At 71.2% G+C, this 23037-nt stretch carries 25 protein-coding genes; 15 read left to right on the top strand and 10 right to left on the bottom strand.

The genetic code is table 11. From position 1 onward, the window contains the following. Nucleotides 1-12: 12 nt before the first annotated feature. Nucleotides 13-180 (bottom strand): DUF3117 domain-containing protein, encoded by a 168-nt coding sequence (locus BXA10_RS13325; protein ID WP_007455245.1) that lies wholly within the window; start codon nucleotides 178-180, stop codon nucleotides 13-15. Nucleotides 181-370: 190 nt separating this feature from the next. Between BXA10_RS13325 and BXA10_RS13330 the strand changes: the two genes are divergently transcribed. Together BXA10_RS13330 and BXA10_RS13335 are read left to right on the top strand one after the other, a co-directional pair. Beyond that, the gene (locus BXA10_RS13330; RefSeq protein WP_076470646.1) at nucleotides 371-1189 is read left to right on the top strand and encodes a PaaX family transcriptional regulator; all 819 of its coding nucleotides are present in this window, start codon (nucleotides 371-373) and stop codon (nucleotides 1187-1189) included. Between the two features lie 5 nt (nucleotides 1190-1194). Then, nucleotides 1195-1986 carry an enoyl-CoA hydratase-related protein gene (locus BXA10_RS13335; RefSeq protein WP_076470647.1) on the top strand — a complete coding sequence of 264 codons (792 nt, stop codon included), beginning with the start codon at nucleotides 1195-1197 and terminating at the stop codon, nucleotides 1984-1986. Nucleotides 1987-2043: 57 nt separating this feature from the next. Here BXA10_RS13335 and BXA10_RS13340 read toward each other — a convergent pair whose 3' ends face one another. The 4 genes from BXA10_RS13340 to BXA10_RS13355 all read right to left on the bottom strand — a co-directional run bounded on the left by BXA10_RS13340 (nucleotide 2044) and on the right by BXA10_RS13355 (nucleotide 4506). Further along, the gene (locus BXA10_RS13340) at nucleotides 2044-2664 is read right to left on the bottom strand and encodes a hypothetical protein (protein WP_076470648.1); all 621 of its coding nucleotides are present in this window, start codon (nucleotides 2662-2664) and stop codon (nucleotides 2044-2046) included. Between the two features lie 13 nt (nucleotides 2665-2677). After that, nucleotides 2678-3259: a DNA-3-methyladenine glycosylase I gene (locus tag BXA10_RS13345; RefSeq protein WP_245828235.1), complete on the bottom strand. Its 582-nt coding sequence runs from the start codon at nucleotides 3257-3259 to the stop codon at nucleotides 2678-2680. Between the two features lie 126 nt (nucleotides 3260-3385). Further along, nucleotides 3386-3883, bottom strand: coding sequence for an SRPBCC family protein (locus BXA10_RS13350; protein WP_076470650.1), 498 nt, complete (start codon nucleotides 3881-3883; stop codon nucleotides 3386-3388). Further along, entirely contained in the window at nucleotides 3880-4506 is a 627-nt protein-coding gene (locus BXA10_RS13355; RefSeq protein ID WP_076470651.1) for a DivIVA domain-containing protein, read from the bottom strand. Before BXA10_RS13355 ends, BXA10_RS13350 begins: the two co-directional genes overlap by 4 nt. A gap of 150 nt (nucleotides 4507-4656) precedes the next feature. Between BXA10_RS13355 and folP the strand changes: the two genes are divergently transcribed. Next, nucleotides 4657-5526, top strand: a complete 870-nt coding sequence (gene folP / locus BXA10_RS13360) for a dihydropteroate synthase (RefSeq protein ID WP_076470652.1) — start codon at nucleotides 4657-4659, stop codon at nucleotides 5524-5526. 135 nt (nucleotides 5527-5661) lie between these two features. Here the strand turns inward: folP and ndhC are convergent, their stop codons facing one another. Next, entirely contained in the window at nucleotides 5662-6039 is a 378-nt protein-coding gene (gene ndhC, locus BXA10_RS13365) for an NADH-quinone oxidoreductase subunit A (RefSeq protein ID WP_076470837.1), read from the bottom strand. Nucleotides 6040-6169: 130 nt separating this feature from the next. Here ndhC and BXA10_RS13370 point away from each other — a divergent pair, with 130 nt between their 5' ends. The 3 genes from BXA10_RS13370 to BXA10_RS13380 all read left to right on the top strand — a co-directional run bounded on the left by BXA10_RS13370 (nucleotide 6170) and on the right by BXA10_RS13380 (nucleotide 10725). Further along, nucleotides 6170-7567, top strand: a complete 1398-nt coding sequence (locus BXA10_RS13370; RefSeq protein ID WP_076470653.1) for a hypothetical protein — start codon at nucleotides 6170-6172, stop codon at nucleotides 7565-7567. Between the two features lie 283 nt (nucleotides 7568-7850). Then, nucleotides 7851-9698: a 2-oxoacid:acceptor oxidoreductase subunit alpha gene (locus BXA10_RS13375; RefSeq protein WP_076470654.1), complete on the top strand. Its 1848-nt coding sequence runs from the start codon at nucleotides 7851-7853 to the stop codon at nucleotides 9696-9698. After that, on the top strand, nucleotides 9691-10725 hold the full coding sequence (locus tag BXA10_RS13380) for a 2-oxoacid:ferredoxin oxidoreductase subunit beta (RefSeq protein WP_076470655.1): 1035 nt from the start codon (nucleotides 9691-9693) through the stop codon (nucleotides 10723-10725). The genes BXA10_RS13375 and BXA10_RS13380 overlap by 8 nt, the downstream gene beginning before the upstream one ends. A gap of 75 nt (nucleotides 10726-10800) precedes the next feature. On the opposite strand, the gene BXA10_RS31480 is transcribed toward BXA10_RS13380, so the two are convergent. Together BXA10_RS31480 and BXA10_RS13390 are read right to left on the bottom strand one after the other, a co-directional pair. Continuing rightward, nucleotides 10801-12609: a trypsin-like serine protease gene (locus tag BXA10_RS31480; RefSeq protein WP_175649200.1), complete on the bottom strand. Its 1809-nt coding sequence runs from the start codon at nucleotides 12607-12609 to the stop codon at nucleotides 10801-10803. A 473-nt stretch (nucleotides 12610-13082) separates the two neighbouring features. Next, nucleotides 13083-13730 carry an FMN-dependent NADH-azoreductase gene (locus BXA10_RS13390; RefSeq protein WP_076470657.1) on the bottom strand — a complete coding sequence of 216 codons (648 nt, stop codon included), beginning with the start codon at nucleotides 13728-13730 and terminating at the stop codon, nucleotides 13083-13085. A gap of 90 nt (nucleotides 13731-13820) precedes the next feature. On the opposite strand from BXA10_RS13390, the gene BXA10_RS13395 reads away from it, so the two are divergent. Then, entirely contained in the window at nucleotides 13821-14288 is a 468-nt protein-coding gene (locus BXA10_RS13395) for a MarR family winged helix-turn-helix transcriptional regulator (RefSeq protein WP_076470658.1), read from the top strand. A gap of 14 nt (nucleotides 14289-14302) precedes the next feature. On the opposite strand, the gene BXA10_RS13400 is transcribed toward BXA10_RS13395, so the two are convergent. Beyond that, the gene (locus BXA10_RS13400; RefSeq protein ID WP_076470659.1) at nucleotides 14303-15316 is read right to left on the bottom strand and encodes a potassium channel family protein; all 1014 of its coding nucleotides are present in this window, start codon (nucleotides 15314-15316) and stop codon (nucleotides 14303-14305) included. A gap of 160 nt (nucleotides 15317-15476) precedes the next feature. Between BXA10_RS13400 and BXA10_RS13405 the strand changes: the two genes are divergently transcribed. From BXA10_RS13405 to BXA10_RS13420, 4 genes are all read left to right on the top strand, one after another. After that, nucleotides 15477-15989, top strand: coding sequence for a SigE family RNA polymerase sigma factor (locus BXA10_RS13405; RefSeq protein WP_245828236.1), 513 nt, complete (start codon nucleotides 15477-15479; stop codon nucleotides 15987-15989). Between the two features lie 11 nt (nucleotides 15990-16000). Further along, entirely contained in the window at nucleotides 16001-17116 is a 1116-nt protein-coding gene (locus tag BXA10_RS13410; RefSeq protein ID WP_076470660.1) for a hypothetical protein, read from the top strand. A 176-nt stretch (nucleotides 17117-17292) separates the two neighbouring features. Then, complete coding sequence (locus tag BXA10_RS13415) at nucleotides 17293-17787, top strand: helix-turn-helix domain-containing protein (RefSeq protein ID WP_076470661.1); 495 nt, start codon at nucleotides 17293-17295, stop codon at nucleotides 17785-17787. 135 nt (nucleotides 17788-17922) lie between these two features. Then, nucleotides 17923-18525, top strand: coding sequence for a ClpP family protease (locus BXA10_RS13420; protein ID WP_076470662.1), 603 nt, complete (start codon nucleotides 17923-17925; stop codon nucleotides 18523-18525). 51 nt (nucleotides 18526-18576) lie between these two features. On the opposite strand, the gene BXA10_RS13425 is transcribed toward BXA10_RS13420, so the two are convergent. Then, on the bottom strand, nucleotides 18577-19458 hold the full coding sequence (locus tag BXA10_RS13425) for a trypsin-like serine protease (protein WP_217696767.1): 882 nt from the start codon (nucleotides 19456-19458) through the stop codon (nucleotides 18577-18579). 271 nt (nucleotides 19459-19729) lie between these two features. On the opposite strand from BXA10_RS13425, the gene BXA10_RS13430 reads away from it, so the two are divergent. From BXA10_RS13430 to BXA10_RS13445, 4 genes are all read left to right on the top strand, one after another. After that, a complete protein-coding gene (locus BXA10_RS13430; RefSeq protein WP_076470664.1) occupies nucleotides 19730-20407 on the top strand; it encodes a class I SAM-dependent DNA methyltransferase in 678 nt (225 codons plus the stop codon). A 151-nt stretch (nucleotides 20408-20558) separates the two neighbouring features. Next, nucleotides 20559-21026: a hypothetical protein gene (locus BXA10_RS13435; RefSeq protein ID WP_076470665.1), complete on the top strand. Its 468-nt coding sequence runs from the start codon at nucleotides 20559-20561 to the stop codon at nucleotides 21024-21026. Between the two features lie 235 nt (nucleotides 21027-21261). After that, nucleotides 21262-21666, top strand: coding sequence for a RidA family protein (locus BXA10_RS13440; protein WP_139337987.1), 405 nt, complete (start codon nucleotides 21262-21264; stop codon nucleotides 21664-21666). Between the two features lie 138 nt (nucleotides 21667-21804). After that, entirely contained in the window at nucleotides 21805-22314 is a 510-nt protein-coding gene (locus BXA10_RS13445; RefSeq protein ID WP_139337988.1) for a hypothetical protein, read from the top strand. Nucleotides 22315-23037: the final 723 nt, after the last annotated feature.

Consider the following 23037-nt stretch of genomic DNA (forward strand, 5'->3'; position numbering starts at 1 on the left):
ACCGTTCCTCGATCAGCCGGCGGCCGCCTTCAGTGCGTCACCGAGCGCATTGGCCTCGTCGGGAGTCATCTCGACGACGAGCCGGCCACCGCCCTCCAGCGGGACTCGCATGACGATGCCCCGGCCCTCCTTGGTGACTTCCAGCGGACCGTCGCCCGTCCGCGGCTTCATCGCCGCCATGTTGTCTCCCCTCAGACCTACACCAGGGTCGGTGGGTTGCCCCACAGCCACTTCATCACGACCACCCGCAGCCTTCGCGGGGGCGTCGACCAACGATTTTCCCTGATGAACACCGCCGGACCCAAACCGAAGCAGTATTGATGTAACAGCATCTAGCTTATCTTGAGAAGGCCTGTCACAATGTGCGGTCATGCAGGCACGGTCGGCACTCTTCGACCTGTACGGCGACCACCTCCGGGCGAGGGGCGGCCGGGCGCCGGTGGCCGCCCTGGTCAAGCTGCTCGCCCCGCTGGGCATCGCCCCGCCGGCCGTGCGCACCGCCGTCTCCCGGATGGTCCGTCAGGGCTGGCTCGACCCGCTCAAACTGGCCTCGGGGCCGGGATATTCGATCACGCCCAAAGCGGCGCGGCGGCTCGACGAGGCGGCCGCCCGGATCTATCGGACGGGCCGGATCGGCTGGGACGGCCGGTTCGACCTCATCGTGCTGGAGGCGCCGAACTCGCGCCGGGAACGCCAACGGCTCGCCGCGAACCTCACCTTCCTCGGCTACGGGACGCTCAACGAGTGCACCTGGGTGGCCACCCGCCCAGGCGAGGACGTCGACGTGCTGCTCAACGAGGCGGGGGTGCGGTACGAGCGGTTCACCGCTGCGCACGCGGCCGGCACCCCGGGTGCGATGGCCGTCGTACGCCGCGCCTGGAACCTCAACGAGATCGGGCAGGCGTACGAGCGGTTCGTGACCGAGCAGCAACCCCTGATCGCGAAGGTGAACGCACGCAGCGGAGACGAGGAGGCGTACGCCGCCCGGTTCCGGCTGGTGCACGCGTGGCGTACCTTCCTGTTCCGGGACCCGCAGCTGCCGCCCGCGCTGCTTCCCGAACGCTGGCCCGGCACCGCAGCCGCCAGCTTCTTCGACCGGCACGCGGCCCGGCTGCGGCCGGCCGCCGACCGGTACGTCGAGAGGTGCCTCGACGCCGGCAACCGCATCGCCCGACAGAAGGGTCGTTAGACAAAGTGACTGAGCCCCTGCTCGTCGACCGGACCGACGCCGTCGTCACGCTGACGCTGAACCGCCCGAAGGCGATGAACGCGTTCGACGTGGCGTTGAAGGAGGCCCTCCGGGACGTCCTGGCCGAACTGGAGACCGACCGCAGCTGCCGGGCCGTGGTGCTCGCCGGGGCGGGTGGCTCGTTCAGCGCCGGGCAGGACCTGCGCGAGCACGTGGCGACGCTGGAATCCACCAGCGCGGACCCGCTGTCCACCGTCGGGGCGCACTACAACCCGATCGCCGCCCGGCTGGCCAACCTGCCGAAGCCGGTGGTGGCGGCGGTGCGCGGGATGGCCGCCGGGGCCGGCGCATCGCTGGCCTTCCTGGCCGACATCCGCATCGGTGGACCGAGCACCAGCTTCCTGATGGCGTTCGCGAAGGTCGGGCTGGCCGCCGACACCGGCGCGTCGTGGACGCTGCCCCGGCTGGTCGGCCACGCCAAGGCGGTCGAGCTGCTGATGCTCGCCGAGCCCGTACGCGCCGAGGAGGCGTGCCGGCTCGGCCTGCTGAACCGCATGGTCGACGACGACGAGCAGGTGCTTCCGGCCGCGCAGGAACTGGCCGCGCGGCTGGCTGCCGGGCCGACGGTCGCGTACGGGGCGATCAAGCGGCAGCTCTCCATCGCCGACGCCGGCACCCTCGCCGACGCGCTCGCGGCCGAGGCTCAGGCGCAGAGCATCTGCGGTGCCACCACGGACCACCGGGCGGCCACCATGGCCTTCGTCGCCAAGCAACGGCCGGTCTTCGAGGGACGCTGAGCGGTCGGCCTCGCGCGCGGCAGCCGGGTCACGCTCGCGAGGCCGCTCCGGGCCGGCTCAGTCGTCCTCCTCCGGATCCTGGTTGGCCTCGGCACCGAGCACGAACGCCTGCATGGCGAGCTCGTCGCCGGCGGGCGACACGAAGGCGGGCAGCTCGCGCGGGCCCAGCTCCTGCACGTACGACCAGAAGAGGCGTACCGCCTCGGCGGGCGAGTCGGCCTCGATCGGCAGGTCGAGGCTGACCAGCCAGGTGCGTCGGGGTGGCGGCGGACCGAACCGCTCGGCCAGCGCCCGGTGGATCGCCGGGTCGAGCGGGGTGACCGGTCCATCGAGGGCGAGCTGACCGGCCGGCAGCGGCTCGTCGAAGGCCCGCCGGGTGTACGTCACCACCAGGGCCGCCTCGCGGTCGGACTGTGGATCTTCCGGGTCGTCCGCGCGGAGGCCGGTGGCCGCCGCGACGCGGCCGAGGGCCACCACCCGCACCGGCTCGTCGATCAGCACCGCCACGTCGTCGCCGGGACGGGGGCGCACGGTCTCGTCCAGGCCGGTCAGCTCGAGCGTGTCGTGGTGCACCAGCCGTTCGGCGTCGTAGCGGCCGGCGGGCAGCAGGACGGCCCAGGCGCCGGTGCTCGCCGCCCGGCTCGTCCCGTCCGGCCGGTGCGCGGTGTCGGTCGTCATGCCTCCCATCCCATCACGCCGTGCCGGTCGGTTTGACGTGGCAGCCGTCGAGATGGTCGTCGACCATCCCGGTGGCCTGCATCAGCGCGTAGGCCGTGGTCGGACCGACGAACCGGAAGCCGCGTTTCTTGAGCGCCTTGGCCATCGCCGTCGACTCGGGTGTGATCGCTGGTACCTCGGCGAAGGAGGCCGGGCGGGCCGGCCGTGGGGCCGGGGCGAACGACCAGAGCAGCGCGGAGAGCCCCTCGGGCAGCTCCGCGGCCGACCGCGCGTTGGCGATGGCGGCCTCGATCTTGGCTCGGTTGCGGACGATCCCGGTGTCGGCCAGCAGCCGGGTCACGTCGGCCTCGCCGTATTCCGCCACGGTCGGGATGCGGAACTCGTCGAAGGCCAACCGGAAGGCGGGGCGCTTGCGCAGGATGGTCAGCCAGGACAGCCCGGACTGGAACGCCTCCAGCGTCATCCGTTCGTAGAGCGCGTCGTCGCCGTGCAGCGGCTGCCCCCACTCCGTGTCGTGGTAGGCGGCGTAGTCGGGGGTGCTCGCCCCCCAGGCGCAACGCGGTAGCCCGTCGGCACCGATCACCAGGTCAGTCACGTCTGCACACGCTAGGCCACAGCACCGACAGCTCATCGCCCATCGTCGCCGGGCTTCCCGCGGGGGCGGATCACCGACCGGTAGGGGTGGGGCGGCGACCGTTCCCCGGCCACGCCGCCACGCCGGTCACGGTAGGCGGCCCTGCTCCACGAGACGACCGAAGCGTCGCAGCGCCCGGGTCAGCCCGAGCTTGGAGCCGGGCCAGATCACCGGCCAGGCGACCCGACCGGCGGTGCCGCCGGGCAGGTGGAACCACTCGTGCCAGACGACCTGCGTCCGGTCCCGGGCCAACGGGGTGCAGCGCAGCACGCCAGGGCCACGCAGCAGCGGGCCGCAGTGCACCACCCCGATCTCGTAGGGCTCGTCGACCCGGACCACCCGCATCTCGTCCCGGAGCTCGGTCGGGCCGAGCGCGGTCAGCGCCTCGACGAGACTGCCCTCACGGCCGTCACCCTCGACCACCCGTACCCGGGTGAACGGGATCCAGTCGGACTGGCGCTCCCAGGCCAGCAACGCGGCGAAGACCCGTTCTGCCGGGGCGTCGACGATGACCGTCGCGGTCACCTCGCCGGCGCCCGGCCGGGCCGCCTCGGGCAGGTCGTCCCCGCCCTGTTCTGCGGTCACACCGGCTCCGAGCGCACCACCGGGCCGTGCCCACCGGAGCCGTCAGCCGGCTTGCTCCGGCCGGCTCCGGCGTCGTCCGGGTCGGCCGGAGAGTCGGTGGAACCGATGAAGGTGGTTCCACCGGCCGCGGTGCCACCGGCGGTGACGAAGGGCTCGACCCCGGTGACCGCCACCTCGGGCTGCCCGGCCGCCGCCTCGAACGTCCGGTCGTTTCCGGGTGTCGTGCCGGGCACGGCGGCGACCCCGGTGGACGCCGACGCAGCGGCACCCGCCTGCTCGCGGGCCCGCCGCAGGGTCTCCGCGTCCGCCGTCCGCCCCTCCCGCAACGCGGCTACCTCCGCTTCCAGCACACCGATCAGCTCGGACTTGTAGCCGATGTCGTAGGCGGCGCGGCGCAACGCCCGATCGACCTGAGCCATCTGGTACCCACGCAGCACGGTGTCGAACCGGATCTCCTCGACGTCCGTCTCCCGCAACGGCCGGTCACCCGGCAGCGGCACGGCGCGCCCGTCCGGTTCGGCCGGCACCAGGCCAGGATCACGACCGGTGACCAGCGCTGTCACCCCGAACACCACCGCCGCGACGGTCAACGCCACGACCAGCATGAGCAGAACCTGACCCATGCACAGATCGTGGCATGCCGAACCGACCGGAGCGAGCCCGCCACCGACGCCGGGCCGACGGACCGTTCGAACGGTGCGCCGGCGGACGGGTTAGCGTCGGGACCGGCCGATGCGGGGAACGCCCGCAGGGCTTCGGTGAGGGAGGCGGCAATGGCCGGGGAGCTGCGGCTCGGTGGGCGGACGTTCGCCCCCGGTGAGCTGGTGGTGATGGCGATCGTCAACCGCACGCCGGACTCGTTCTTCGACCGGGGGGCGACGTTCGAGGCGGACAGCGCGCTGCGGGCGGTGGAGCGCGCGGTGACCGAGGGTGCCGAGATCATCGACATCGGCGGGGTGAAGGCCGGCCCGGGCGCCGAGGTCGACGTCACCGAGGAGATCCGGCGTACGGTCGGCACCATCGCCGCCGTCCGCGCCGCCTTCCCGGACGTGGTGATCTCCATCGACACGTGGCGTGCGGAGGTCGCCGTGGAAGCGGTAGCCGCCGGCGCCGACCTGCTCAACGACACCTGGTCCGGCGCCGACCCCGCGCTGGCCCGGGTCGCCGCGGAGACCGGTGCCGGGCTCGTCTGCTCGCACGCCGGCGGGCTGGCACCCCGGACCCGCCCGCACCGGGCCGCCTTCGACGACGTCGTGGCCGACGTGGTCACCACGGTGACCGGGCTCGCCGAACGCGCGGTCGGGCTGGGCGTACGTCCCGACGGGATCCTCATCGACCCGGCGCACGATTTCGGCAAGAACACCCGGCACTCGCTGGAGATCACCCGGCGGCTGGACGAGCTGACCGCCACCGGCTGGCCGCTACTGGTCGCGCTCTCCAACAAGGACTTCGTCGGGGAGACGCTGGACCTGCCGGTCGCCGAGCGGCTGGAGGGCACGCTCGCCGCGACCGTCGTCTCCGCCTGGCTGGGCGCCCGGGTGTTCCGGGCCCACCAGGTGCGCGCCACGCGCCGGGTGCTCGACATGGTCGCCTCGATCCGTGGAGATCGCCCGCCGGCGGCGACCCGGCGCGGCCTGGCCTGAGCGCTTGCCGGCGCTGGCCGTGGGGTTGGTCGAGGCGAGCCGCCGACCGCACCGCCGCCTTCCGGGTCGGGCAGCCGGTCCGCGGCGGGCAGGGCGAGCCGGATCGGTCCGGAGGCCGGTCCGGCTCCCGCCGCCTCACGTCCAGCGCAGGATGTTGCGACGCCAGGCGTAGAGGATGCCGAGCGCCAGCACAGCCACGAAGATCGCCATCTCGACGACCGTGACCAGGCCGAACCCGGGCCGGTCGAAGACCACGGCCCAGGGAAAGAGGAACACCGCCTCGACCGCGAAAAGCACGTACAGGTACGCGTACACGTAGTAGCGGATCTGCATCTGCGCCCAGTCGCCGCCGACCGGATCGAGCCCGCACTCGTAGCTCGCCCGCTTGCCGGGCGGCTCGGCGGGGCGGCCCGGACGCAGCACCCGGTTGGCGGTGAACGCCACCACGAAGAAGAGGACGCTGACGAGCAGCAGGAGCCCGAGCGTCGCGTACGAGCCCAGGTAACCGTCCACGATCGGCAGCCTACCGCCCGGCCGGTTGACCATTTCCGGACACGTTACGAATTTGTTTCCGGATGGGACTGGTGCCGTGCGGCAACGGTACCGACGATGGGACCCCTGATCCGTTGTCATCGGAGGGCAGATGGCCAGCGTGGACGTACCGGCCGGGCGAGCACGCCGTCGGCGTGCCGTGCCTGCGCTCGGGGTGACCGTCACGCTCTGCGTGCTCACCGCCCTCGCCGTGATGCCGGGCCCGGCCGCGCCCGGTGACCCGACGGCCAGCCCGGTTGCTGTGCTCACCGACCCCGACGAGCAGGGCGGCGAGACGCCGACGGCGGAGCCGACCGGTACCGACCCGGGTCCGACTACCGCACCACCGACCATCGATCCGCCGCAGGAGACCGGCGCGCCACCGACGAGTGACCCGCCGCCGACCACCGGCACGCCGGGACCGGCGGGGCCCACCACCGCCGCGCCGCCCACCGGGACGCCCACCAGGCCGTCGAGGCCCCCGGTCCAGCCGTCGGCGCCGCACAGCGTCCCGGCACCGCACCCGCTCGGGGTACGGGTCAGCACCGGAGACGTCACCCTGACCCCCGCGTACTGGAACGCGAGCAGCACGGTCACCACGTTGCGGGTCACCGTCGCCAACACGGGGAGCACGACCGCTCGGGTCGCCCTGTCGTACCGGCTGCCCACCGGATTGACGGACGCCGGTACGGCCGGCTGCGCGGCGACCGGCGGCGGCGCGTACCGCTGCGGCGAGTGGACGGCGCCCGCGGGCGCCCGGTTCAGCAGCCTGATCCGCCTCCGCGTCGCCGGCGACGCGTGGCGGCGCATGCCGTTGGGCGGCTCGGTCGCGGTCACCGCCAGCGCCCCCGCAGTGCCGGGATCGGCCGGCGACGACGAGGGGTTCGCGGTGCTCTTCCCGCCAGGGCCCCCGGCGGCCGGCATCGCGCTCGAGGCCGACGAGGTCACCTTCGACATCAGCGGAACCGCCACTGAACTCGCCGTGCGGCTAACCAACACCGGCACGGCGGACGCCACGGGCCGGATCGACGTGCTCCTGCCCGCCGGAGTCAGCGTGCCGGCGCCACCCGCCGGTTGCGTACCGCTGGACCCGTCCCGGACTCGCTGCGACGTGGGCGCGATCCGGGCCGGAGGCCACGTGAGCCTCCGACTGCCGGTCGAGGCCACGCCGGCCGCCCAGCGGAACGCACCGCTGGCGGGCGCGGTGGTCGCCCGGCTCGTGCCGGCCCGCAGCCCTGCCCGGCAGGTGCAGATGAGCTTCCGGATCAGCGCCGCGGTCGCGCTTGCCACCCTGGTGGCCGCGCCCACGCCGACGGGCTCGCAAGGTGTCCTGGGCGCCGGCGGAAGACTGCCGGACGAGGCGGGCGGCTCCTCGGAACGGCGTATCGCGATGGTCCTCGTCGTGGTCTCGACGCTGCTCATCGTCCTGGCGCTCTGGCTGGCCGGCGCGGCGATGCGCCGACGGCTCACCCGCCCGGTGGTGCCGGACGGGCACGACGCGAAAGTTTGATCCACGAGCCCGAGACATCGGCCGATCGTGATCTCCATTACGGCGGGAGATACGAAACGCCACGAAGTGGTGAATTTCACCCCCCATTCCGGTCCCAGTCGATGAGCCTCCGGGGAAGGTGACGGGGCCGTCCGACGTAGGCTCTCAGGTGAGAAACCACATGCGGGCCGGGCCAGCCACGGCCGGCGCGGTGCAGGGTGCGTAAGGGAGGTCGCGTGGCCGGGCAAGGCGGGGTCACCAGCAGCTCGAGCCGCCACCGCGCGCAGCGAAGCGAGGTGCAGGCGTGAGCAAGCAGATCCGTCAACTGGACCGGGTGGTCATCCGGTTCGCCGGCGACTCCGGCGACGGCATGCAGCTGACCGGCGACCGGTTCACCTCCGAGACGGCCCAGCTCGGCAACGACATCTCCACCCTGCCCAACTTCCCCGCGGAGATCCGGGCGCCCGCCGGCACCCTGCCGGGCGTGTCGAGCTTCCAGGTGCACTTCGCCGACTACGACATCCTCACCCCCGGCGACGCGCCGAACGTGCTGGTGGCCATGAACCCGGCCGCGCTCAAGGCCAACCTGGTCGACCTGCCTCGCGGCGCGGACATCATCGTCAACACCGACGAGTTCACCAAGCGCAACCTGGCCAAGGTCGGCTACCAGGTCAGCCCGCTCGAGGACGACACGCTCGCCGGCTACGCGGTGCACCCGGTGGCGCTCACCTCGATGACGATCGGCGCGCTCGCCGACCAGGACGTGTCCAAGAAGGACGCCGAGCGGGCCAAGAACATGTTCGCCCTCGGCCTGCTCTCCTGGATGTACTCCCGCCCGTACGAGTCGACGCTGCGGTTCCTGGAGCGCAAGTTCGCGCGCCGGCCGGAGCTGGTGGCGGCGAACGTGGCCGCCTTCCGGGCCGGTTGGAACTTCGGCGAGACGACCGAGGACTTCGCGGTCCGCTACGAGGTGAAGCCGGCGCAGATGCCACCCGGCACCTACCGCAACATCACTGGCAACGCGGCGCTCTCGCTGGGCCTGGTCGCCGCCGGCGTCCGCTCCGGCCTGCCGGTCTTCCTCGGCGCCTACCCGATCACCCCGGCGTCGGACATCCTGCACGAGCTGAGCAAGCACAAGAAGTTCGGCGTGCTCACCATGCAGGCCGAGGACGAGATCGCCGCGGTCGGCGCGGCACTGGGCGCGTCCTACGGGGGCGCGCTCGGCATCACCACCACCAGCGGTCCCGGCGTCGCACTCAAGAGCGAGACGATCTCCCTCGCGGTGGCACTGGAACTGCCGCTGGTCATCGTCGACGTGCAGCGGGCCGGGCCGTCGACCGGTATGCCGACGAAGACCGAGCAGGCCGACCTCAACCTGGCGCTCTACGGCCGCCACGGCGAGGCACCGGTCGCGGTGATCGCACCGAAGTCCCCCGCGGACTGCTTCTACGCGGCCCTGGAGGCGGCCCGGATCGCCCTCACCTACCGCACCCCGGTGATCCTGCTGTCGGACAACTACGTCGCCAACGGCTCCGAGCCGTGGCTGCTGCCCGACGTCGACTCCCTGCCCGACCTGCGGGTGGAGTTCGCGTCCGCCCCCAACGGCGAGGACGGCACCACCTTCCTGCCGTACCTGCGCGACCCGGAGACGCTGGCCCGCCCGTGGGCCATCCCCGGCACCCCGGGCCTGGAGCACCGGATCGGCGGGCTGGAGAAGGCCGACAAGACCGGCGACATCTCGTACGACCCGGCGAACCACGACTTCATGGTCCGTACCCGGGCCGCCCGGATCGAGACGATCCCGGTGCCGGACGTCGAGGTCGAGGACCCCGACGGCGACGCGCGGGTGCTGGTGCTCGGCTGGGGCTCCACGTACGGGCCGATCGGCGCGGCCTGCCGGGGCCTGCGCCAGCGCGGCCTCTCCGTGGCGCAGGCGCACCTGCGTCACCTCGCCCCGATGCCGGCCAACCTCGGTGCGGTGCTCCGTTCGTACGACCGCGTGGTCATCCCCGAGATGAACCTCGGCCAGCTGGCGCACGTGATCCGCGCGAGGTACCTGGTCGACGCGATCGGCTACAACCAGGTCCGCGGCCTGCCCTTCACCGCCGCCGAGCTGGAGACGATGCTGGAAGAGGTCCTCAAGAATGTCTGAGCCCATCGCCCTCAAGCTCACCGCCAAGGACTTCAAGTCCGACCAGGAGGTGCGCTGGTGCCCGGGTTGCGGCGACTACGCGATCCTGGCGGCTGTTCAGGGCTTCATGCCGGAGCTGAACATCCCGCGAGAGCGGATCGTCTTCATCTCCGGCATCGGTTGCTCGTCCCGCTTCCCGTACTACATGAACACCTACGGGATGCACTCGATCCACGGTCGCGCCCCGGCGATCGCCACGGGTCTGTCGGCCACCCGGCCGGATCTGTCGGTGTGGGTGGTCACCGGCGACGGCGACGCCCTCTCGATCGGTGGTAACCACCTGATCCACGCGCTGCGGCGGAACGTCAACCTCAAGATCCTGCTGTTCAACAACCGGATCTACGGGCTCACCAAGGGCCAGTACTCCCCCACCTCCGAGGTCGGGAAGATCACCAAGTCGACCCCGGTCGGCTCGGCGGACGCACCGTTCAACCCGCTCTCCCTCGCCCTCGGCGCGGAGGCCACCTTCGTGGCCCGCACCATCGACTCCGACCGCAAACACCTCCAGTCGGTGCTGCGCGCCGCCGCCGAACACGAAGGTTCGGCCTTCGTGGAGATCTACCAGAACTGCAACATCTTCAACGACGGCGCGTTCGACCAGCTCAAGGAGCACGAGACCCGCGACGACTACCTGATCCGGCTGGAGCACGGACAGCCGATCACGTTCGGCAAGGACGGGCAGTTCTGTGTCGTACACCCGCCGGGCGGCTTCGGCCTGGAGGTGCGGGAGACCGCGACGACCAGGCCCGAGGAGATCGTCGTGCACGACGCGAACGTCACCGACCCGGCGTACGCCTTCGCGCTGTCCCGGCTGCCCGGCCTGGACCTGCGCAACACCCCGATCGGGGTGTTCCGCGCGGTCCAGCGGCCGTCCTACGACAACGTGGTGCGTACCCAGCTCGACGCCGCCCGGGCGGAGGTCACCGAGACTCCCGAGCAGCAACTCGCCGGCCTGCTGAGCAGCGGGGACACCTGGACGATCCTCTGACCGTCCCAACGACGAAGGGGCCCGCAACCGATCGGTTGCGGGCCCTTCGTCGTTGGCGGTGCGGTTACCCCTGAATCAGAAGACCAGGTTGAAGCTGCCCCAGCCGCTGGAGATCACCTTGCCGCTGGCGTCGATCCAGTCGCCGTGGCCGTTGGTGGTGTAGAGACGCATCTGGTTGCTGCTGTTGATGCCCAGCAGGTCCATCATGTTGTCGCCGCTCCAGTCGCCCGGAACCAGGATGTTCTTGTAGTTGGCCCAACCGCTGCCGATGACGGTGCCGGAGGGGTTGGTCCAACCGCCCTTGCCGTCGGACTGGTACATCTTGAGGTAGCCGGTCGAGGTCCGACCGATGATCACCTCAAGGCCGTCGCCCTTCCAGGCGCCCGGCGTGATGAACAGGTTGAACCCGTTCCAGCCGGTGCCGATCCGGGTGCCCGACGGGTTCTCCCAGCCGCCCGCACCGTTGCTGGTGTAGCGGACCAGGTCGCCGTTGGACTTGCGGACCAGCAGGCTCGGCCGGTTGTTGCCCATCCAGTTGTTCGTCACCATGAGCGCGGTGAAGCCCGCCCAGCCGCTGCCGATCTTCCGGGCGCCGCCGGCGAAGTTGCCCTTGCCGTCGGTGTCGTAGATGAACAGGTCACCGTTGGACTTCATGGCCATGATGGACGGCCGCTTGTCGCCGTTCCAGTTGTAGACGCGGAACACTCGGGTGAACCCGCCCCAGCCGGCATTGAGCTGCTTGCTGAAGTAGAAGCCACCGGCACCGTCGTTGGAGAAGCCGCTGCCGTAGTACAGCTTGAGGTTGCCCGCGGTGTCCCGGGCGATCAGGTCGGTGTGCCCGTCGCCCGTCCAGTCCGCGTTGACCAGCGCCGGACGGGTCAGGTCCGCCTGGATGGCGTCGTGGTAGTAGCTCAGCCGCTCGTAGTAGCCGGGGTAGTCGCCGCAGGGGATGAAGCCCCAGTCGGTGATGCCGACCTGCACGCCGCCCACCAGCAGCGGGCCGCCCGAGTCACCGGGGCAGGTGTCGCTGCTCGGCGCACCGGGAGTACCGGAACCGGCGCAGATCATCCGGTCCGGGTAGTACAGCTCCGGCACCAGGCTGCAGTCGGCGTTCGACCGCATGTTGACGGTCGCCTTGCGCAGCCGGCTGTCGGAGTTCACCTCGCCGTCGTAGGTCGCGCCGTAGCCGGCGATGGTGGCCGCGGTGCCCGCCGTGTAGGGGGTCTGGTCGCCCTGCGCGCTCAGCGAAACGGGGGTGTAGTCGCTGGGCAGGTTCTGCTTCAGGGTGAGCACCGAGACGTCGTCGAGGATCGGCGCGTACGGGTCGGCGTACTGCTGGGCGATGTTCCAGTTCGGGTGCGTCCAGGTCGAGGCGACCTCGGCGACGTACCCGCTGGTGTTGAGGATGTTGCCGTTCTCGTCGAGGATCCGGTCGTTACCGGCGATGACCCGGGTGGTGCCCGGTCCGTCGGCGGTGCAGTGCGCGGCCGTCAACACCTTGTTCGGGGCGATGATCGAGCCGGTGCACCAGTACCAGTAGAACTGGCCCTCCCACTGGATCGAGGTGACGATGCCCACGATGTACGGGAACTCCGACGCGCTGGCGAGCGTCCCCTGGTAGATCTTCGGCGCGGCACCCGTGCCGGACTGGAACCGGGGGCCCTTGGCGCCCGGCTCGGGAAGCGCGATCTTCCCCTTGTGCAGGTTCGGCAGCTTGCTCAGCCGGTCGTTCTGCGAGCCCGTCGCGTTCGTCACGCCATGCCCGGCGGGGGCGGCGGGGGCGGCCTGGGCCGCGGTGGTGGGGGCGACGGCCGCCGCAGCCGCGAGGGCGAGGCCCGCCATGATGCCGGCCGACCAGCGTCGTCTTGCTGACAGTTCAGCCACTGATTTGTATCCCGTCGTTCGACTAACGAGGAACTTGGAACGGGCCGCACGAGGGTGCGTCCGGCAAGACGGGATGACGACGATCGGGGCTGAGCCCCGTGCGCGAAGTTTTGAAGTCCCCCGTCGTGCCTGCGCCACTGACGCCGTACCGACCAAGTCGACGGCTTCCCCACCGGCAGTTCCAAGCCGCCACAAGGTAGCAAGCCGCAGGCCGAGGAGAAAGCGCCGGACAGCCGGTTCTGCCCAACCGTTTGCCGGATCGTGATGAGTCGATCCGCTGGGACGTGCGCGCGAGCTGGTCGCTCGATGCCGTCGATCGTGGACGTACCGCCAGTGGTCCTCGACGTCGACACGCCCGCACGGGGCAGCTCAGCAGGGTACGGAACTGGTGGGCGTGCCCGGAGCCGACGGGCGTGGGACGGCCGCTTCGCCTGGTGCGGCCGTCCCACAGCGACGGGTGGCGGACAACCGGTTCAGGCGGCCGCGCTGACCGGCACCCACAGTTCGTCGATGGCGCGCTCGGCCGCCGCGAGGCTCTGCTCGTGCAGCGGGACGAGCTCGGCCATCGCCGGCACCACCGGCGCGAGCGTCAGCTCGGCGGCGATGAAGCGCGGTTCCAGGCCGGTCTGCGAGATGCCGTGCGGCAACCAGGGCTCGGCGTGGTCCCAGCCTTCGCGCGGGGTACCCGGGCCGTATCCGCCGCCGCGACTGGTCAGCACGATGAACTCGCGCCCACCGAGCAGGCCGGCCATGCTCGCCGGGTCGTACGCGATGCCGGGTGCGATGAGATGGTCCACCCAGGTCTTCACGCTGCTCGGCGCCCCGTAGTTGTAGAGCGGAAGGCCCAGCAGCACGGTGGTGGCCTGCCGCACCTCGCTGACCAGCTGCTCAGTCAACTCCCAGGACGCACGCTGCGCGGGAGTGTGCTGCTCGAACGGCGTCATCCGCGCGAGGCCGCCCGCCTCGTCCAGGTGGGGTAGCGGCTGCTTGCCGAGGTCCCGGTAGGTCACCGTGCCGCCCGGGTGGGCGGCCTGCCAGACCGCGGCGGCGCGGGCCGTGAGCCGCCGGCTGATCGAGTGCTCCCCGCGGATGCTCGAGTCGATGTGCAAAAGGTGCGCCATGGGCCAACTCTCCGTAAGTCACAGATGATTGATGTAGAACCAATCATTTATAGCAGGTCCATCGAACGGGGCGGCGGTAAACTGGCTCACATGCCTGACCTGCCGGCTGTCCAGCCGGAACGCCGTACGGGGCCGCTGCTTGATCATTTGGCTCGGCGGATGCGCCTGCGGTCGGAGTCGGTGCTGACACCGCTCGGCCTGCGCCCCCGGCACCTGCTCGCGCTCACGGTGCTGCGCAATGCCGGCGGAATGAGCCAGCAGGCGCTCGCCAGCACTCTTCAGATCGACAGCACGAACGTGGTCGGGCTGCTCAACGACCTGGAGTCGGCACAGCTGGTGGAGCGGCGACGGTCACCCGAGGACCGCCGCCGGCATGTCGTGTTCCTCACCGAGGCCGGAATGGCTCGCCTCCACGAGGCGGAGTGCGCCCTCGAGACCGCGGAGGACGAGGTGCTCGAGGCGCTACAGCCGAACGAGCGCGAGGTGCTCTACAGCCTGCTCCAGCGGGCCACCAGCGGGTGGCAGATCATCTGCAGCGCAAACGAGGACGGCTCCTAGCGCCCAGCGATCGGTCAGGCGACCGTCGCCGGCTGGGGCCGGTCGTCGCGGACGTAGACCAGCATGTCTCCGGTCTCGATCTCGGCACCCGCCGGGTCCGTCAGGGTGATCACTCGACCGCGCCGGACCAACGCGATCACCAGGCAGTCCAGTTCGCGCGGCGAGCGGCCCACCTCGTTCCGCTCGGCCGACCGCATCGCCAGCGCCATCCCCTGGCCGGGCGTGAGCAGGTCCTCGACGACGTCGATCAGCGGCGGCGCGGACGTGGAGAGACCGAGCAGTCGACCCGCCGTGGCGGAGGAGACGATCACGTGGTGCGCGCCGCTCTGCTTGAGCAGCGGGGCGTTCTCGGCCTCCCGAGCCGCGGCGATGATCCGGACCTGCCCGGCGGTGAGCTGCCGCACGGTGAGCGCCACCAGCACCGAGGCGTCGTCGCTGTCGGTCGCGATGATCACTGCCTTGGCGTTCTTCACGTGGGCTTCGTTCAACGTCGCCGACCGGGTCGCCGAGCCCTCGATCGCGACGAGCCCCGCCGCGGTGGCTTGCCGCAGCGCGGTGCTGCTGCGCTCGACGACGAGGATCCGCGACTTGTCCAGCCCGTTCTCCAGCAGGGCGGAGACCGCGCTGCGGCCCTTGGTGCCGTAGCCGCAGATGATCACGTGGTCCTTCACGGTCTTCCTCCACCGCGTCAGGCGCCGGCCCGTACGGTACTGCTCGGTCAGAACTTCCAGGGTGGTGCCGACCAGGATGATCAGGAAGATCACCCGGGCCGGGGTGATGTAGAGGACGTTCACCAGCCGGGCGCTGTGGCTGACCGGAGTGATGTCGCCGTAGCCGGTGGTGGAGAGGGTCACCACCGCGTAGTAGAAGCTGTCGAGGAGCGTGAGGCCGTCCTCGTTGACGTCGCGGTAACCGTCGCGGTCGAGGTAGACCACCGCCACGGTGGCGAACACGAGGGCAAGCGCGGCGACCAGCCGCAGGCTGAGCGCACTGAGCGGACTACGGCGCTGCGCGGGGAAATGGATCACCGTCTAACCTGCTCCGTCGCCTGCACGCCCACAACATAGCGGGTGCGGCGAATCCGGTACGGCCGGGTGCGGTGCCGGGGCAACCCACCGCCGCTCCGACCTCGACTACCAGTCGACGACGACGGACCGGTCGAGGCCGGCAGACGAGAGGCGACTCCTCGTGACGACGAGCGGCGGGCGCAGAGCCCAAGCCGACGCCGAGTACACCGACTTCGTGCGGGGCCGGATGAGACAGTGGCGGCGGACCGCGTACCTGATGTGCGGCGACTGGGATCGCGGCGACGACATCCTGCAACGGGTGCTCACCGAGCTGTACCGCAACTGGGCCCGGGCCCGGCAGGCCGAACACCCGGACGCACTGGTGCGCACGATGCTGCTGCGACGGCTGCTCGACGAGCGGCGGTTGCGCTGGAGCCGCGTGGTGCTCGGCGCGGCCCTGCCCGAACGGCGGACCGAACCGACCGACCCGACCGAGCGACTCAACCTGGTCTCGGCGTTGCGCCAGGTCCCACCCCGGCAACGGGCCGTGCTCGTTCTCCGGTACTTCCAGGACCTCAGCGTCGAGGACACCGCCCGCGCCCTGGGCTGCTCGGCCGGAACCGTCAAGAGCCAGGCGGCGAAGGGGCTCGCCGCGCTGCGCGCCGTGCTCGACACCGCACCCGTGGGCCGATGAGAGGAGCGACGATGCTTGACGAACGGGAACTCACCGACCTGATGCACGCCGAGGTGGACTCGGCGGAGCGCCCCTCCGCGGTGCTCGACGTCGACCGGGCGATGGCCACCGGCCGGCGGCAGCGCCGCTACAGCCGGGCCGCGGGCGCGGCACTGGCGATCGGCCTGCTGGTCGCCGGCGGAGTGACGGTCCCCGGCCTGCTGGCGCCCGACCGCCCACCCGCCACCACCGGCCCGGCCGACGCCCCGCCCGCCGCAGCCGGTCTACCGGCCGCGCTGACCACGGTCGACCCGGGCGTGGTGTACGTCCGCTTCGGCTGGCTGCCGGACGGGGTACGTAGCCTCCAGTACCAGTCGGGGCTGCTGCTCTCCGGGCCCGGCGTCTACCTCGGCGCCGTCAGCAACCCGGTCGGCGAGAACTGGCAGGGCGTCGCGGTGAACCTGTACCCGAAGGGGGTGGAGCCGTCGGCGCCCCAGCGAAACAGCGGTGAACCAGCCACCCTCACCGGTACCCGCCCCGGACCGGAGCTCAACGGCGCACCGAGCACCTTCGCCACGTACAGCGGCGCGGAGCAGCCGGAGGCGATCCTGCGGTGGCGGTACGCCCCGGACGGTTGGGCCCAGGTGCGGACCCACGGCGTCGCGGGAGACCCGGCGGAGACGGCGGAGCGGGTGGCCCGCACGCTGGCCTTCGGCCACGAGGTGCTGCCGATGCCGGTGACCGTGCCGGACCTCCCGGAGAACCTGAGGCCGATCACGGGGAACGTCTCGCTCGACCTCGGCGAACCGAGGTCCTGGAACGCCTACACCGAGTGGTCACCGGAGCCGGCGGACGCGGATCCCGGCCGGCAGCGGGCGCGGACCCTGATGGTCGCCTTCTCCCCGTACCGGCCGGTCACCGACCCCAGGGACAAGGCGTACGTGAACCCGAACACGACCCTCGATGGTCACCCGGCGCGGTTCGGCGGGCAGGGTGGCGAGGAGTCACTGACCGTGTACGACGTCGAGGGCATCACCGTGTCGATCTACGACGACGGCCTGCTGCCCGCCGGCGGCACCCGGGCGCTGTTCCGGAAACTCGGCATCGGCCCCCACGCGGCCGACTGGCTGCCACACCTGAAGCGGTGATCCGGGCGCCGGCGGGGAGAGGCAGCTCCCCGCCGGCGCCCCCTCCATCGGCCCGCTGCCCGGCCCGCGCCCACGGCGACCTGGGGCACCGGATGCACCTCCGGGGCCGCCCGGGACGGCGGGACCGGGCATGATGGGAGTGTCCCGAGACGACGAGGCAGGAAAGCGAGGCCGGCATGTCGTTGCTGCGACGGGTGATCGGTGGGGTCCTGCGTCGGCTCCGGCTGCGTCAGGGCCGCACGCTGCGCGAGGTGGCCCAGGCCGCCGGTGTGTCCGTGCCCTACCTCTCCGAGGTGGAACGCGGGCGCAAGGAGGCCTCCTCCGAGGTGCTCGCGGCGATCTGCCGGGCTCTCGGCATCCACCTCTCGGAACTCCTCGAAGAGGCTCGGGACGACCTTCGCCAGGTCGAGCCCCGCCTGCCCGCCACGCCACGGTCGGCGACGGCCACGCTGGCCCCCGTACCGATGCCCCGACCGCAGGCCGGGCCGAACGTGCGGGTCGGCCCGCGTACGCCACAGGTCCTGCTGCACCGCGGCCCGGGGGCGGGCGGCCCGACGTTGCGCGCCGGCCGGTCCGGTTCCGCGCCGGCCGGGCGCCCCGGTCCGCGTACCGCCGGCCTGCTCGGCTGCGGGCGGACCCGCACATCGCGGCGTTTCCTGACCGCCGTCTGACCCGACCGATTCTGCCGGCGGCAGATTCGCCGCCGGCAGAATCGCTGGGACCGCGACCACCGACGAACGCACGCTTGTGGGGCCGGTCCTCCGGGCGCTCCCGCCGCCCACCGGCACGGTGGAGAGGCGGACGTGATGATCGGGTACGACCAGGTGCGGATGCTCACCGAGGGGCAGCCGTCCTTCGGTGACCAGGTGTTCGAGCGGCTGCTCAAAGAGCGGATCGTCTTCCTCGGCACCGAGGTGACCGACGAGTCGGCCAACCAGATCTGCGCCCAGATGCTGCTGCTCGCCGCCGAGGACCCGGACCGGGACATCCACCTCTACATCAACTCCCCGGGCGGCTCGGTGAGCGCCGGCATGGCCGTCTACGACACCATGCGGTACGTCCGCAACGACGTGGTGACGCTGGCACTCGGTTTCGCCGGCTCGATGGGCCAGTTCCTGCTCTGCGCCGGGACGGCGGGCAAGCGGTACGCGCTGCCGCATTGCCGGGTCATGATGCATCAGCCCTCCGGCGGGATGGGCGGCACCGCCGCGGACATCACCATCCAGGCCGAGAACATGCTCCACGTGAAGCGGACCATGCAGGAGTTGATCGCCCAGCACAGCGGCCGGACGCTGGAGGAGATCCAGCGCGACTGGGACCGGGACCGCTGGTTCACCGCCGAGCAGGCCCGCGAGTACGGGCTGATCGACGAAGTGATCACGCGAGTCGATCAGCTACCGGTGGGATGAGACGCGGCGGCCGGCCGGCGATGGTCCCGCCGGCCGGCCGCCGTATCCGCGTCAGGGCAGGTCGACGAAGTCGGCCAGGAAGCCACGCGCGCTCGGGGCATCCGTCCGGTAGACCACGTTGGTGGCGTAGCACGGGCCGTCGCCGGTGATGGTGGTCGCGGCAAGCAGCCGCCGCCCGTCGATGGTGACGAAGTTCGGGCCGCCCGAGTCGCCGTAGCAGGCGCCGCCGTAGCCCCGGCTCTCGTTCATTGCCAGCCGGACCCAGGTCTTGTTCAACGCGTTGAAACCCAACTCGGCCTTCATCCGTACGCCACCGCCCGGGTGCACCTGGCCACCGGGCCCGCGCTCGGCCTCCTCGGTGCCGTACCCCGCGACCTCCCAGGGGGCCGCGTCGAGCGCCCGGCTCCCGACGGCGTCGAGCTGCCCCGCGGTAGGCAGGGTGGCCGGGGTGAAGTCCCACCGCTGGTCGACCTCCGCCGCCTGCGCGGAGTCGAAGGTGATCACCGCGATGTCCTGCGAGTCGGCGGAGTTGCCCGGGTAGGCGGGGTTGGTGTGCGCGGTCCCCTCGACGCCGACCGCGTCGGCGATCTGCTCGGGGCTGAGCCCGGCGTCCCGCGCGTCGGCGAGCGCCCCGTCTACGTCCTGGTCCAGCGACACGTAGAACCGGGCACCGGGCGCCCAGTCGGTGGTGCAGTGCGCCGCGGTCAGGAACACGTCGCGGTCGATCATGGTGCCGGAGCAGTACCAGTCCACGACGTCCGGCGTGGCCGGGTCGCCATCCCGATCCCACTGAACGAGCAGGGCACCGACCTCGGTGCGCTCCGGGGCGGGCTGGGCGTTGTAGGAGTTGACGGCCGAAGCCGGGGTGGCGCCGGCGATCGCGGCGCTGAGCGCCGCGGCGGTCACAGTGACGAGCAATGCGGTACGACGCAAGGAATCCTCCGTCAGGTGGAGCAGGCATTCGACGGCGGTGGCGGACGCGCCCCCTCATTCGCGTCCGACACCTGGTCGCAGGAGTACCACGACTGTCGATTCTCGATAAGCCGGAGCCTATGCCCGCCGGAATTGCGGCGCTCGCGCTCGCGCCGCAGCGTCTTCCCACGAATTCTCGTTACGTCACCGGCTGCCGCCGCGCCGACCCGTGAGGACGATCCAGGGATTGATCGACGTGGCGCCGGTCGGGTGACGGCGTAGCGTGCCGAGGATGGCCGAACCCGCCTTCCTGCACGAGACCCGGGCGTCGTACGACGCCGTCGCCACCGAGTTCGCCGAGCAGTTCACTGACGAGCTGGCGAGCAAGCCGTTCGACCGTGCCGTCCTCGCCGCCTTCGCCGAGCTGGTGGTACGCGACGGCAACGGTCCGGTCGCCGACATCGGCTGCGGCACCGGCATGGTCACCGCGCACCTCGCCGGCCTCGGGCTCGACGTATTCGGCGTCGACCTCTCGCCGGGGCTGCTCGCCCTGGCCCGGCGCAACCATCCCGGGCTGCGGTTCGAGGAAGGCTCGATGACCGCGCTCACCCTGCCGGAGGGCGGTCTCGCCGGCATCACGGCCTGGTACTCGATCATCCACGTGCCCGACGACCTGCTGCCGGCGACGTTCGCCGGGTTCCGTCGCGCCCTCGCCCCCGGCGGTCACCTCGCCATGGTCTTCCAGGTCGGCGACGAGCCGGTGGTACGCACCGAGGCTTTCGGGAAGTCGATCTCGCTGACCTTCCGCCGACGGCGGCCGGAACAGGTGGCGGCGGTGCTGACCGATGCCGGGTTCGAACTACGCGCACAACTGCTGCGGGAACCCGAGCCGTACGCCGGTGGCACGGAAACCACGCAGCAGGCGTACCTGATGGCGCGCCGGCCGCCTCTCGATCGGCCCGACGCCTGACCGCCCCGCGGTGGCGGGGCGGCCTCGACGGGCCCGGGAATCAGGATGCCGATGCGATCGATCACCGTCTACAGTGGCGGCTTCATCCGTCGGGTCGGCCGGTACGAGGCCACCGGGAACGGAACTGAGACGAGACCCACGGGGAGTCTGCATGTCCACCCTTCGCCTGCGTACGCTCGGCGGGCTCGCCGGCCTGGGCGCGCTCGCCGCGCTCGCCGCCGGCTGCGAGACCACCGCCGAACCCACCGCCGGTGGTGCGCCGTCCAGCGCGGCGGCCAGCCCGACCGTCGACCTCGCCGCCAACAAGAAGACCGTCTGCGAGGCCGGCCTCCAGGCCGTGAAGGCCGGCTTCGGGGGAATGGCCGACGACGCGATCGCGCAGATCGACAAGCCGGTCAGCAAGGCTGAACAGGACCGCCTGGTCCGCGAGCACTACAACACCATCGTCACCGGGCTGAAGGCCCAGGCGCCCCAGGCCGCCGACCCGGCCGTGCGGACCGCCTTCGAGAACCTCGCCGGCGCGATCGAGAAGCGGATGGCCGACAAGAAGCCGATGGAGGTCGACGAACCCAGCCTCAAGGAGCCGATCGAGGGATTCGACACCGCCTGCGGCAACTGAGCCCGCACCGGCCGGCCGGCGTGACGTCGGCCGGCCGGTTACGGAACGGTCTCGCGTTCGGGGGGGGCCGTAGGCCCCGCTACCGCCGGGACGATCGGCCCCCATGCTCGTCCGACGCGGTGTACCTGTCCGACGGCGACCGGACTGAGCTGCCACTTTCCCCCAACATCGAGACATGCCGCTGCGATGGTGCTTCGATGTTCAAGGTCGAACAGGTAACTCGATGGAGGTAGCCGTGACGGTCAAGTCCCAGACCTTCCAATTCGGCGTGCCGTGGGAGTCCCTCTACGGATACAGCCAGGCGTACCGCGCCGGTGACACGCTCTACATCTCCGGCCAGCTGTCCCACGACATGTCCGGCAACTTCATCGGGGCCGGCGACTTCGAGCTGCAGCTGAAGACCACCCTGGCCAACCTGGATCTCGTGCTGGAACACTTCGGGGCGAGCCGCACCCAGATCGTCGAGACCACCGTGCTGGTCCGGAACCTGCGCGACAATTTCGACACCCTGGCCCGCCTCCACCTGGCGTACGTCGGCGACCACCGCCCCACCAGCACCGTGCTGGGCGTCTCCGACCTCGCCCTGCCGGAGCAGCTGGTCGAGCTCGGCGCTGTCGTCCGCCTCGACCTGCCCGCGTAGTGGCCAGGCGGTGGGGCCCGACCGCCGGTACGGCCGGCTCTCGCCCATACGACGACCGCTGACCCATACGGGCCCACCGTCGGCGTTAACCAAGATCACATGTCGTCGGGTCCGGCCCGGTGGTTAGGGTGCAGACCCATGGAGAAGTGGGGAGCCGACCTCTACGGACAACCCTGCCGGGGCTGCGGCTTCGACTGGGAACTGAGCCCAGCAGAAGCCGTAGCTGTGGTCCGGGCGATGCCAGAGGCGTACGCCAAGCGGCTAGCGGATGCGAGTGGTCAGGAAAGACACCCCGATCTGGCCTGGACGAGCGCCGCGTACGTCAGCCATGTCACTGACAACCTGCGTACCTGGGCTGAACGCCTCGCGGGCGGCTATCTGGCAGGAGTCTCCGACGTGCCGGGCTACGACCCTGACCTTCTGGCCCAGGCGCGCCACTACAACGAGATCGCGCTGGCTGGGGCCCTGTGGTCCCTGCGCTGGGCCGTCGAGGCATGGGCGGAAGCCGTGGAGTCGGCGCTCGCCTCCGGTGTGGTGCTGCAACACGCCACCCGGGGTGCGCAGCGAGCCGAAGACGTGGCACGCAACAACGCGCACGACGCTCACCACCACTTATGGGACGTCGAGCGCATCCTCGCTGCGAGGTAGAACTGGCAACACCCGTGGCTGAAGCAATCCTCAAGACAGTCCCGATCTTCTCGTGCCGCGTGTCAGTGGTTTTGAGCGGCGGGTCTTGTCATCCGCCGCTGCACGATTCCTAGATCGGCACGCTAGCCTCGCCGGCCGGTGCCGCCGACTTCGCCGCGTCGTCGGGTACTCGGACCCGAATGGACTACACCAAACCGCACCTGGTGGACGGGTTCCTGACCCGCTTGCAGCAGCAGTAGCCCCCTTCGGAACGTACCGCGACTGCTCAGCTCGTACTTCGATGCCGTGCGGCGACTGGGTCGGGACGAGCTCCGACCCCTGTGGGGAGCCGGACACACGTAGTGGTCGCGGAGACTGACGTCGGCATTGCCTACGGCCCGCCCCTGGAGGTCTCGGAGCCCCCGCCGGCCTGGGCAAACGGCGGTTTAGCAGCGGAAATGCCTCTCGGCATCTCGCACCACTCCCCCGCCGTCCGTCGACCTCTTGCGGACTAGATGCGGACCGCCTCGCCCCGGGCTCGTGTACGCATGGCGGAGGGCGGGTCGCGGTGTCTCATATTCAGTCCCGGGATCACTCCGGGGACCTACCGATGCCCGCCCCCCGTAGCCGCGCTGTCCCGCATGGGTTGCTCTGACCGGCCAACTGCGGCGCACCGTAGCAGGCGGATTCGACATCGCGCCCCCGGCCCCTCACCACCGTCCACAGGGTCACGACGACCGGGTG

The sequence above is a fragment of the Micromonospora avicenniae genome, assembly GCF_900156065.1.
Lineage (GTDB): Bacteria > Actinomycetota > Actinomycetes > Mycobacteriales > Micromonosporaceae > Micromonospora > Micromonospora avicenniae.

What these genes read in the sequence shown, in the direction of transcription:
- BXA10_RS13325 (WP_007455245.1), bottom strand. Translation starts at nt 180, where the DNA reads ATGGCGGCGATGAAGCCGCGGACGGGCGACGGTCCGCTGGAAGTCACC.
- BXA10_RS13330 (WP_076470646.1), top strand. Translation starts at nt 371, where the DNA reads ATGCAGGCACGGTCGGCACTCTTCGACCTGTACGGCGACCACCTCCGG.
- BXA10_RS13340 (WP_076470648.1), bottom strand. Translation starts at nt 2,664, where the DNA reads ATGACGACCGACACCGCGCACCGGCCGGACGGGACGAGCCGGGCGGCG.
- BXA10_RS13355 (WP_076470651.1), bottom strand. Translation starts at nt 4,506, where the DNA reads ATGGGTCAGGTTCTGCTCATGCTGGTCGTGGCGTTGACCGTCGCGGCG.
- folP (WP_076470652.1), top strand. Translation starts at nt 4,657, where the DNA reads ATGGCCGGGGAGCTGCGGCTCGGTGGGCGGACGTTCGCCCCCGGTGAG.
- BXA10_RS13370 (WP_076470653.1), top strand. Translation starts at nt 6,170, where the DNA reads ATGGCCAGCGTGGACGTACCGGCCGGGCGAGCACGCCGTCGGCGTGCC.
- BXA10_RS13380 (WP_076470655.1), top strand. Translation starts at nt 9,691, where the DNA reads ATGTCTGAGCCCATCGCCCTCAAGCTCACCGCCAAGGACTTCAAGTCC.
- BXA10_RS13390 (WP_076470657.1), bottom strand. Translation starts at nt 13,730, where the DNA reads ATGGCGCACCTTTTGCACATCGACTCGAGCATCCGCGGGGAGCACTCG.
- BXA10_RS13395 (WP_076470658.1), top strand. Translation starts at nt 13,821, where the DNA reads ATGCCTGACCTGCCGGCTGTCCAGCCGGAACGCCGTACGGGGCCGCTG.
- BXA10_RS13410 (WP_076470660.1), top strand. Translation starts at nt 16,001, where the DNA reads ATGCTTGACGAACGGGAACTCACCGACCTGATGCACGCCGAGGTGGAC.
- BXA10_RS13415 (WP_076470661.1), top strand. Translation starts at nt 17,293, where the DNA reads ATGTCGTTGCTGCGACGGGTGATCGGTGGGGTCCTGCGTCGGCTCCGG.
- BXA10_RS13420 (WP_076470662.1), top strand. Translation starts at nt 17,923, where the DNA reads ATGATCGGGTACGACCAGGTGCGGATGCTCACCGAGGGGCAGCCGTCC.
- BXA10_RS13430 (WP_076470664.1), top strand. Translation starts at nt 19,730, where the DNA reads ATGGCCGAACCCGCCTTCCTGCACGAGACCCGGGCGTCGTACGACGCC.
- BXA10_RS13435 (WP_076470665.1), top strand. Translation starts at nt 20,559, where the DNA reads ATGTCCACCCTTCGCCTGCGTACGCTCGGCGGGCTCGCCGGCCTGGGC.
- BXA10_RS13445 (WP_139337988.1), top strand. Translation starts at nt 21,805, where the DNA reads ATGGAGAAGTGGGGAGCCGACCTCTACGGACAACCCTGCCGGGGCTGC.